Origin of the sequence: Chromohalobacter sp. HP20-39 (assembly GCF_033052815.1) — a bacterium.
Lineage (GTDB): Bacteria > Pseudomonadota > Gammaproteobacteria > Pseudomonadales > Halomonadaceae > Chromohalobacter.
On the sequence record NZ_JAWHTP010000372.1, the window covers coordinates 1 to 327 of the forward strand.

At 63.9% G+C, this 327-nt stretch carries 1 protein-coding gene; it reads left to right on the plus strand.

The window, feature by feature from the left end; genetic code table 11:
• Positions 1-327: hypothetical protein (locus RVY79_RS18420; protein WP_317465987.1), on the plus strand; the 327-nt coding region annotated here is incomplete at both ends.

A 327-nucleotide genomic window follows, 5' to 3' on the forward strand; every position in this document is an offset into this window, starting at 1 on the left:
GCAGAGCATGCTCTCCTGGTTGGCCGAGCATCGGCGTCGCACGCTGTGCCTGATGCAAACCGCGTCGAGGCACACGGTGCGTGCCTACTTGCACCAAGGTGTGCGTCCTCACATCAACCTGCACGGTGTGCGCTACACCAGCACAACCCTGGCAGCGGCGACGCATCTGATCGGTACGAAGCTGCTTGTCTATTCCAACGTCGAAGACCTGCGCGGCGTACGGGCGTTTCTCGCGGATGGAGCCGCGTTGGGGCCATTGCAGGCGCAGGGCGCGTGGGGCCTGGTGCCCCACGATTTGCGGCTGCGCAAAGAGATCCTGAAATGGCG